9 protein-coding genes are annotated in these 9368 nt (G+C 45.8%); 4 read left to right on the forward strand and 5 right to left on the reverse strand.

Annotated elements, in window-relative coordinates:
- Positions 1 to 540: 540 nt before the first annotated feature.
- The gene (locus tag SIN01_RS12675; RefSeq protein ID WP_010025984.1) at positions 541 to 1143 is read left to right on the forward strand and encodes a response regulator; all 603 of its coding nucleotides are present in this window, start codon (positions 541 to 543) and stop codon (positions 1141 to 1143) included.
- A gap of 30 nt (positions 1144 to 1173) precedes the next feature.
- Here the strand turns inward: SIN01_RS12675 and aguB are convergent, their stop codons facing one another.
- Both aguB and SIN01_RS12685 read right to left on the reverse strand, forming a co-directional pair.
- Entirely contained in the window at positions 1174 to 2052 is an 879-nt protein-coding gene (aguB, locus tag SIN01_RS12680; RefSeq protein WP_010025983.1) for an N-carbamoylputrescine amidase, read from the reverse strand.
- A complete protein-coding gene (locus tag SIN01_RS12685) occupies positions 2049 to 3104 on the reverse strand; it encodes an agmatine deiminase family protein (protein ID WP_010025982.1) in 1056 nt (351 codons plus the stop codon). Before SIN01_RS12685 ends, aguB begins: the two co-directional genes overlap by 4 nt.
- A 167-nt stretch (positions 3105 to 3271) precedes the next feature.
- On the opposite strand from SIN01_RS12685, the gene SIN01_RS12690 reads away from it, so the two are divergent.
- Positions 3272 to 3880, forward strand: a complete 609-nt coding sequence (locus SIN01_RS12690; RefSeq protein ID WP_010025981.1) for a DedA family protein — start codon at positions 3272 to 3274, stop codon at positions 3878 to 3880.
- On the opposite strand, the gene SIN01_RS12695 is transcribed toward SIN01_RS12690, so the two are convergent.
- Together SIN01_RS12695 and SIN01_RS12700 are read right to left on the reverse strand one after the other, a co-directional pair.
- Entirely contained in the window at positions 3877 to 4347 is a 471-nt protein-coding gene (locus SIN01_RS12695; protein WP_029548247.1) for a hypothetical protein, read from the reverse strand. The genes SIN01_RS12690 and SIN01_RS12695 overlap by 4 nt on opposite strands.
- Before the next feature lie 110 nt (positions 4348 to 4457).
- Complete coding sequence (locus tag SIN01_RS12700) at positions 4458 to 5642, reverse strand: GGDEF domain-containing protein (protein ID WP_010025979.1); 1185 nt, start codon at positions 5640 to 5642, stop codon at positions 4458 to 4460.
- 303 nt (positions 5643 to 5945) lie between these two features.
- Here SIN01_RS12700 and SIN01_RS12705 point away from each other — a divergent pair, with 303 nt between their 5' ends.
- Entirely contained in the window at positions 5946 to 6884 is a 939-nt protein-coding gene (locus SIN01_RS12705; protein ID WP_010025978.1) for a VanW family protein, read from the forward strand.
- Between the two features lie 313 nt (positions 6885 to 7197).
- Here the strand turns inward: SIN01_RS12705 and SIN01_RS12710 are convergent, their stop codons facing one another.
- Complete coding sequence (locus SIN01_RS12710; protein ID WP_010025977.1) at positions 7198 to 8631, reverse strand: purple acid phosphatase family protein; 1434 nt, start codon at positions 8629 to 8631, stop codon at positions 7198 to 7200.
- A 262-nt stretch (positions 8632 to 8893) separates the two neighbouring features.
- Between SIN01_RS12710 and SIN01_RS12715 the strand changes: the two genes are divergently transcribed.
- Positions 8894 to 9316: a (deoxy)nucleoside triphosphate pyrophosphohydrolase gene (locus tag SIN01_RS12715; protein WP_010025975.1), complete on the forward strand. Its 423-nt coding sequence runs from the start codon at positions 8894 to 8896 to the stop codon at positions 9314 to 9316.
- Positions 9317 to 9368 lie beyond the last annotated feature (52 nt).

The raw sequence follows: 9368 nt of genomic DNA on the forward strand, positions 1-9368 counted from the left end.
CGGTTACCCGCTTGCCGCGGGCGCCAGAGCCCCTTCGCTTTGATTCTTGGCCAAGACACTGGGCTATTGGTTTGAAGCCAGGGCAAAATCCTATACTTTCTTATCCTATTAAATAACTTATTAACGTATGTCTGATTACTATCCTATTCAGAGACACTTCAAATTATTTCTCCATGATTGAAAAAAATTTTTGTTCCTATGACAATACAAATTCATCAAATGGTATACTAAATAAAAGAAAGCCTTACAATTTTTACCGGGTGAGTAAAATTAAAACTATTTTGCTCGTGTTGCTAAACCTTACACTTCAAAAGAACAGCATGTTAAAAAGTTGCCGTGCCATGCGATCAGGCACCCCGAACAAGGCTGTCCCTATTCTATTTTTTAGTCACTTACATTTTTCATCGTTTTGAGAACACTTGGATCAGCAACAAAGTCGGTCGGAAACCGATCGCATTGCTTCCATTAATACATAGAAGTCTTTCAAATAGAAAATAACAAACGAATTCATTCTGATTTTCGTTGAATTGGAGGATAAACATGACGCTCAACATCCTATTAATCGATGATCAACGGCTTGTGCTGATGGGGCTGAAAGAATTGCTTGAAAAGGAACCGGATATGCATGTGCTTAAAATCGTGCATGAGCCCAAAAATCTGGCAACACTCGTCAGAAACACGGCACCAGACGTACTGATTATCGACCTTCTGCTTAAACAAACAAACGGAATCGAATTAACAAGGATGGTAAGGAAAACAAATACAGAAGTGAAAATTATTATTCTCTCCGGGTGCAACTGCGATGAATATGTAGCGTCAGCAAAGCAGGCAGGCGCAAACGCGTATGTTACCAAAGATAATTCAACTAGGGAACTGGTTCATGTGATCCGTGCGGTCATGCAAGGAAGGAAAGTCTTTCCTTTAGTTATGTCAATCATTCCTAATGAACCGCTCACGTCGAAAGAACTCACTATTTTAAAATATATTGCTAACGATATGACAAATTATGAAATTAGCAAACAACTATCTATTAGTCAGCGTACCGTCGAGTATCACATTTCTGATATCCTGAAAAAGTTGGGTGCAGAATCACGAGTTGGGGCCGTTGTCCATGCCATAAAAAAGGGACTGCTGGAGCTGTAAGCGCAGCAGTCCCTCAAAATCTAATTTGTCTTATTTGAACCGCCGGTCGCCATCATAAGAAGTCAGAATCTGGTACAAGTCCGGTCGGCGATCACGAAAAATTCCCCATTCAAAGCGCATCTCTTGAAGCTTATCCAAATCAAATTCAGCGACTAGCGTTGTTTCACTTGTCCGGTCCGCCTCGCAAAGCTTGTTCCCTTGGGGGCCGGCAATAAACGAAGATCCGTAGAAGGTAATTTGTGAATCGCCATCTGCTTCAGTACCAACGCGATTTGACGCGATCACAGGAATTAAATTCGATGCAGCATGACCGAGCATACAGGCCTGCCAATGTTCCTTCGAATCAATCGACGCGTCATACGGCTCCGAACCAATTGCTGTGGGATAGAAAAGCAGTTCGGCACCCATAAGCGCCATGCAACGTGCCGATTCAGGAAACCATTGATCCCAGCAGATTCCTGCACCAATTTTTCCAAACTTTGTCGACCAAACTTTAAACCCGGTGTCGCCAGGATTAAAATAAAACTTTTCTTCATAGCCGGGGCCGTCAGGTATATGACTTTTTCGATAAGTACCGAGCACAGATCCATCGGCATCAATCATCACCAGCGCATTGTATAAGGCATTATTCTTTCGTTCGTAGAAACTCAGCGGCAGAACAACACCAAGCTCGCGCGCAATCTTCGTAAAGTGCGCGACTGCCTGACTGTCTTCCAGTGATTTCGCCAATGCGTAGTATTCGGTTTTTTCTTTTTGACAGAAATAAGGAGTCTCAAACAGTTCCTGAAGCAAAATGATCTGTGCGCCCTTAGCTGCTGCCTGACGTACCATCGCTTCCGCTTTATGAATATTTTCTTCAGCAGACCAGGAACAGCTCATCTGCGTTGCCGCTACTTTAACTTTTCTCAATTTGTTCCACTTCCTCTCTTCCGGTAAGCCGGCATTTGCTGCGTGGCACAATGGACATTTCCGCCTTCACCGATAATTGCTGTACCGTCAACCGGACGAATGCGCCGATCAGGAAATGTTTCGGAAAGAATGGTGATTGCTTGCTGATCCGTTTCCTCGGCATCATCACCGAAAACCGGCAGGATGATCCCTCCGTTGACAAAATAGAAATTTAAATAACTGAGTGTCAACCGCTCGCTGCCGTTCACTCGCTTCGGTGGTTGCGGCACGCGAATCACCTCAAGCTTCCTCCCTTTGGCATCAAGCATCTGTCGCAGTCGGGCAATATTTTCTTCTGTGATCTGCCAATTCTCATCGTTCGGGTCGCCGCAGCTTTGAATTAAGATCTTTCCGGGCGCAGCAAAACAGGCAATATTATCTACATGGCCATCCGTCTCATCACCGGAAAGACCATTCTTAAGCCAGATCACTTTGCTTATATTGAGATACTCTTTCAGTATCTGCTCAATCTGCGCGCGATCCAGCTCAGGATTCCGATTAGGGTTTAGCAAGCATTGTTCCGTTGTCAACAGGCTGCCCTCGCCGTCAACATGAAAGGAGCCCCCTTCCATGACCAATGGCGCATCATAGCGTTGAATACCAAGTTCATCAAGCAGTTTCGCTGCCAATGCATCATCAAGGTCCCAAGGAGTATACTTACCTCCCCATGCATTGAAGCGCCAATTCACACCCGCAAGCTCCTCTTGTTCATTAATGAGAAAAGTCGGCCCATTATCACGCACCCAGGAGTCATTATGCGGAAGGACGCGCAGATTAATGGGGTAGGCAGAAGGGTGAAGAAACGAAGTTACCCGCTCTTCCTCGTTCTCATTAATAAGAAGGACCACAGGCTCGAATTCAGCAATCGCCTGAGCAAAGGCCGCGTACCCACGGCAAACCGGTGCATAATTTTCCGGCGCGCACATCGAGGCACGTACCGGCCAAGAAAGGAAAGTGCACGCATGAGTTTGCCATTCAGCAGGCATTCGATAAGTTAATTCTCTTGGGTTCATCAAGTTCGTTCCCTCATATCTCTATTTAAGTTGTCCTAATCTGTATGTTATCATAGAAAAGCGAAAGAAAAAGCGTCTGTTTTTCGCCTTTTTCAGTCAGAAAAAATAATGAAATGCAACCCTACCCCGTTCAACCAAACGATTCATGTGAAAGCGAGGAGCGCGAGATGCAGGACTGGATTGTGACCTTCATGGAAGCACATGGTTATACCGGTGTTTTCTTAATGATTTTATTAGAGAACGTCTTTCCGCCAATCCCTTCAGAACTGATCCTTACCTTCGGAGGCTTTATGACCACAAAAGCGCGACTGACGATACCGCTTGTCATTCTTTTTGCCACAGCAGGTTCAGTAGCCGGTGCTGCGCTGCTCTATGCGATCGGCCGCATCTTCAGCATTGACCGGCTGGAGCAGGGCGTCGCTCGCTGGGGACATCTTCTGCGTTTGAAACCCGGTGACCTGACCAAAGCGAGCCGCCGTTTCGAAAAACACGGCTATCGAGCGATCTTTTTTTGCCGAATGATCCCACTCATTCGCAGCCTGATTTCGATTCCCGCCGGCATGGCACGGATGAATTTCCTTTTTTTCCTGATCTACACCGCAGCAGGAACGTTGATCTGGAATACCCTTTTAGTCGTACTCGGTGCCGCATTTGGAACGTCATGGGACAAAGTCGTGGAATGGATGGATCTGTACGCGCATCTCACCTATGTGGTGATTGGTGTAGCTTTAGCTGTCTTGCTTTTCTATTGGATCAAAAAAAGGCGCAGAAACTAAATGCGGGCATGATGAACGCCGATGATTCGTTTGTGCCAAGGAAGCAGCCAGCGATAAATAATAAAAAAGTTGATTAATGAATAATGCAAGCCCCAATACAAATGACGGTAGTAACCGGCGTTCATCGAAAGCCATTCAATAAGCAAAGAGATAAGCGTGAATAGGATGGGCAGAAGCCATCGTCTTGCCTCTGTCCAATAGTTTAAATAGATGATCGACAAACAGGATGGAACCGTACTGATCACAAGGAGATCGGCAATACCGATCCCATGATTGCTTCCAAAAACAAAGGCCTCAAAGTAGATTGAGGTAATAATGTCCAAGATCCATGCAGCACTGCATACGATTCCGAACGTCATATAGATCTGTCGCCATGTGAGCTGCCGTTTTTTCATGACTAAAACATAAAGAATCAAGAGCAGGGCGATCACTAATGGGAACCAAATGCCCTTCGCCTGCAGGTCCATTCGTGTAAAAAAATATGCATATCAAAAGAGCTCCTTTTCCTACTTTTTAGCACTAGTATCCGGAGCTTGTACACATTTCATTCCGATTGACGGACAAATAAAGACCATCGTTATCGTTCGTTCGGATAATGCCCGCGACAAATACTGTTTTTTCCGTTCTTTTTCGCCCCATAAAGTGCGTTGTCGCAAGAAATATAGAGCCGTTCGGTATCCGTATAGGTATCTGGAATCAACGTCAGCAGTCCGATACTGATCGTATACGTCAAGGATTGATCGGGTAGGTGGATTTCGGATGCGGCAATTTCTGCGCGAATCCCTTCCGCCGCCTCTTCGGATTGCTGCTCATCATACCCCGGCATCAAGATGGCGAATTCATCGCCGCCAAAACGCGCGAACAAATGCTGCGCGTCAACCCTGCCAAAGATGCGGCGTGAAAGACTGCGTAGCACCCGATCACCGACATCATGACCGAATGTATCGTTAATCAATTTAAACTTGTCCACATCAAACAGCATCAGAGAAATGGGCTGTTGTTTTTTGCCATGGCGGTAAATCGCGCTTTGGGTACGCTCAAAAAACGCGCGGCGATTAAGCGCGCCCGTTAAATCATCATGATTAGCCAGGTTCAACAGCTTCTCATCCGTCACTTCTTTTAGCAGCAGAACAAACCCGGTTCCGCCGAGAATGAGCGATAGATTAAGGGTCAAATAGGCAAGGCTTGTCACAAATGAACCGCTGAAGAGACTGTGATCAATCGCATGATGCAGCAACATAATCGAAACCGATCGTCCAAAGTGAGAAACAATAACAACAAGATACAAAAAGCCGATCAGCCTCATGAGTAGCGAATTACCGGTTCCAAAAATCATGCGAAACACAGGTAACAGCAGCAACACGCCGAGACATATTGCTGCAAAGGCCACCCGTAAATTCAAATCATTATTCGTAAACAGAATCAGATGAAAAGAAACGATGCTTGCCGCAGTGATCCATTGATAATAGTGGCGTAGCCGCAATGTATATGTGCGCGTCAACTGCAACAGCGCGCATGCCTCCATTGCAAAGCCGGCAAAGAATAGACTGTTGCCAAAAGCGGCAGCAACCCGATCCAGCACTCCCTCATTAAAGAGCACAATAATCCAAGCCGCGGTCTGCAGGCACCTGCCTTGAAAAAACGTACGCAGGATCTCCTCATAACGATGCCTTAGCAGATAAGCGCCAATCATCAACACCACCACTGCATTTCCGGCAATGATAAAGCCAAGGTAAAGCTTTAAATTCATTAAAAGATTCATGAATGTTCATCCTTTTCTTCGGGAACAACTCATTTATTTTAGCAAAAATTGCTGACTTATTATAGATCCTTTCGAGCGATTTCACCAATGATTTAGAACTTCTCTCACATGGGAATTCCCGCCATTTCTAAGTAACGGGCAATGGCGCCAATGCAGAAAGCATCGTTGACTCATTGCCCCGACTGCACACGACCATTCTTGATTCTGTTCGATTCTTCAGCGTTTCGCGTTTCATTTCTTTACCATCATCACGGCTAAAATGATAAAAAGCGCTTATACTAACGTCGGGAGGTGTGTGTTTTGATGCGATTACTTATGGCGGCTGGGATTCTGCTTCTATGCCAACAGCCAGACTTTCCCAATAAACTGATCATGACCAATCATGGAAAAGTTGTGATGAAAGCGGATCCTGCTAAGCTTTCCGTTCCATTTCTTCCGCTCATCGATCAAAGAAAGCTCGATGCATTCACGCAGCGTGTCGCTCGAAAAGTCGATCAAGCGCCCGTGAATGCAAGGATCGGCAACAGCGGTGCGATTATACCCGGAAAAAATGGAAAAACATTAGATCGTCGCCAATTTACAGAGCAGGTTTACCACCACGCTTTTAGCCACGACCAATCAAAACTAAAATTACCGCTCCTCACCATTTACCCAAAAGTTGACGATGAACTTCTGTCACAAATCCGTGAGCAGCGGATCAGCGCTTATCAAACCTTTTTTAATGCCGGAAATAAAAGCCGTTCCCATAATATCGAACTTGCGGCCAAAGCACTTGACAGTCATGTTGTTTTTCCCAATGAGATCTTTTCATTTAATCAAACCGTCGGCATGCGCACCAAGGCGAAAGGCTACCTAAGTGCCAAAGTCATCGTCCGCGGCGAATACGTCGAAGGAATTGGCGGCGGCATCTGTCAAGTATCATCAACCCTCTTTAATGCCGTAGATCGCGCCGGCTTAAAGATTGTCGAGCGGTATTCACACAGCAAGCGGGTCGCTTATGTACCTGAAGGCCGCGATGCCACGGTCAGCTGGGACGGACCGGATTTCCGTTTTAAGAATACATCGAATCAGCCCGTTCTGATTCGCGCCCATAAATATGGCGGAACGATTGCCTTCGCCCTCTACTCATCCGACATGATTCAACTGTCGAAACGCGACGTACCTGAAGCATCAAAACGGGTACCGAAGGAGATTAAGAAAGAAAAGGAAGGCGACAAACCAAAATCACCAGATACTCCTTAACAAAAAAACAAACGGTTCTGTTTCTGGTCTCTCAGCATCATCTTACCAAGGCCCGGCTCATCGATTGTCGGCATCCCTGGATTCAGCGCCTCGACCTTTTACGGATTCCACATCGATACACGTAGTGAAAGGTTTGATACGAAATTCAGTCGGTTTGATACGAATTTTGCTACGTTTGATTCAACTTTTCAGGTTTGATGTTTCCTCCGCGGTGAGTGATCCACAAGTCGATCGTGTATCATTTCCTAGCAACAAAAAAAGAACGAAGCTGAGCCTCGTCCTGTTCTAATCGTTTTTCTTATGAGATTCGTGGTTATTTTTTGACGACACCGAATTGATCAATAATATATGGAGCAGTTCCTTTTATGCGGTCGATTTCATAGACCACAACGGAGATCTTCTTTTTATCAATTGTTACTTTTGAGAAGTTTTGGATTGCCCCGCGCACCGGTCTTGAAGGATCACTTGGATCAAGCCCGTATTTCAAGGCGTGATTTTCTTCAGCCCGGACAAATTTGCTGTAGAACGCTTCGCCGAGTTCAGGGGAAGTATTTTTCTTGTACACTTTTGGGCCAGCAGTCGCCGGGATGGAGTAGATCGTTCCGTCCGGATTTACTGAATAGGTCATCTGCTGACCATTCACCCATTCCGTAATCGTCTTTGGATGGGTTGCCTGGTTATCTCCATTGATTGGCAGCGTACGTGCATAGATATGATCATGACCCTGGATGACCAGATCGACGCCCAGCTTGCCGATCAGCGGCGCAATTTTGTTGCGCACGCCGTTTTCGCCAATAATGTCCGCGTCGGTTGCGTGATTGGACGTTGTATACGGTCCTTTATGGATCAAGACCACTGTCCACTTCGCGCCGTTTGCTTTGGCTTTCTTAATATCGTTAGTCATCCAGTTTACTTGTTCCGGTGTGAAATCGCGATACTGCTCTGAATCTTCATTGCTATTCAGCACCGTAAAATGGGTATTGCTGTAGTCGAAGGAATAGTACGCGCCAGTCGTTGTATCGGTGTTTGACGTCGCCGGTTTCAAATTAAAATGATCGATAAACGCACGGTTCTTGCCTTCATGGTTGCCTGCAGCCGGAACAACCGTCGTGTTACCCCAAACCTTCTGACTGTTATTGATCAGCCAATCCCATTGATCCTCAACCACACCATTATCCACAAAATCCCCGGTAACGGTCATGAAGTCAAAATGCTTAACGGTTGCTGCAGCCTGCTTGAACGTATCTGCGGCCAGCTGTCCCTCTTCTTCGGTCTTCGCTTGCGGATCAGTCAGCTCTAGAAAGGTGAACGCATCATTTTTCTTTGGTGCTGTTTTGATCACGCCAACCATGCTCCAGATCTTCCGCTTCGCATCGCCGACACGGTAATAATATTCTGTGTTCGATCGCAAGCCTTTTGCTTCAGCCTTGTGCATGCGTTCCTCACTGTCGTTCGATGAAATCGCGCTTGTCCCTTTGAACGTCAGCGCTTTTTTGAAATTCGGCTTCTTTTTGCTCTTGCCGTTCTTCTTCACCAGCTGCAGATCGCTCTGGGTTGAAGCAAGCGACGTATACCACGTAAACCCCTTGGTCGTTCGCGCGTCCCCCGTAAATGTCGCAACCACTTTTTTCACCGCCGGATTCGGACTTTCCGCAGATGCACTGCTTAAGAAACCTGATGAGCCAATCGCGAGTCCCAGCAGCACGATCAAACCAACAACAATGGATACCACTTTCCGTCTAACCATTAAACAGTCAACTCCCTATGTTTTACTCGATTTTCGACCTCATAGAAAAGTTTAACGGATGGAAATTAATCGGAAGAAAACACAAAATGTTCTTTATGTAAATCGCGGGTAGATCCACCTAGGCGGAAAGACTATCTGAGTTGATGAGGCATGCCAAGGTTTTTCAGTTTGATCGCTCTCCTGATCAAGCGGTCACCTGAAGCTACAACAATGCGAAAACATGTATAATCGTACATGTACGAATCTGATTTGAGGTGATTTCATGCGCAAGACTTTATCCGTAGTTGCAGCTATTTTAGAAAATGATCAGCACGAGATTATGTGTGCGCTTCGCTCCCCTAGAATGTCACTCCCAAATCAATGGGAATTTCCTGGTGGGAAAATCCAGGAAGGAGAAACACCTGAGCAAGCGATTGAACGCGAAATTCGTGAAGAACTCAAGTGCAGCATAAAAGCAAATCGTATTTTCCTTGTTAGTCATCATGACTATGACACATTCTCGATTAATCTAACTGCAATTCGCTGCACACTAAAAGAAGGAGTTCCAACCGCCCATGAGCATTCAAAACTGATCTGGCTGAAACGTGAAAATCTTAACGCTCTTAAATGGGCACCGGCCGATGTAGCGACCATGGAACAACTCGTGAAAGAACAACAAGAAAAACCAAGCTGTCTTTATCCTTAAACCACTCTGAACGCGGCTTTCATTCATCAACAATATACTTGAAAGACACTTC

This window comes from Sporolactobacillus inulinus (assembly GCF_006539285.1).
Classification (GTDB): Bacteria; Bacillota; Bacilli; order Bacillales; family Sporolactobacillaceae; genus Sporolactobacillus; species Sporolactobacillus inulinus.

What these genes read in the sequence shown, in the direction of transcription:
- SIN01_RS12675 (WP_010025984.1), top strand. Translation starts at nt 541, where the DNA reads ATGACGCTCAACATCCTATTAATCGATGATCAACGGCTTGTGCTGATG.
- SIN01_RS12700 (WP_010025979.1), bottom strand. Translation starts at nt 5,642, where the DNA reads ATGAATCTTTTAATGAATTTAAAGCTTTACCTTGGCTTTATCATTGCC.
- SIN01_RS12695 (WP_029548247.1), bottom strand. Translation starts at nt 4,347, where the DNA reads ATGGACCTGCAGGCGAAGGGCATTTGGTTCCCATTAGTGATCGCCCTG.
- SIN01_RS12685 (WP_010025982.1), bottom strand. Translation starts at nt 3,104, where the DNA reads ATGAACCCAAGAGAATTAACTTATCGAATGCCTGCTGAATGGCAAACT.
- SIN01_RS12705 (WP_010025978.1), top strand. Translation starts at nt 5,946, where the DNA reads ATGCGATTACTTATGGCGGCTGGGATTCTGCTTCTATGCCAACAGCCA.
- SIN01_RS12715 (WP_010025975.1), top strand. Translation starts at nt 8,894, where the DNA reads ATGCGCAAGACTTTATCCGTAGTTGCAGCTATTTTAGAAAATGATCAG.
- SIN01_RS12690 (WP_010025981.1), top strand. Translation starts at nt 3,272, where the DNA reads ATGCAGGACTGGATTGTGACCTTCATGGAAGCACATGGTTATACCGGT.
- SIN01_RS12710 (WP_010025977.1), bottom strand. Translation starts at nt 8,631, where the DNA reads ATGGTTAGACGGAAAGTGGTATCCATTGTTGTTGGTTTGATCGTGCTG.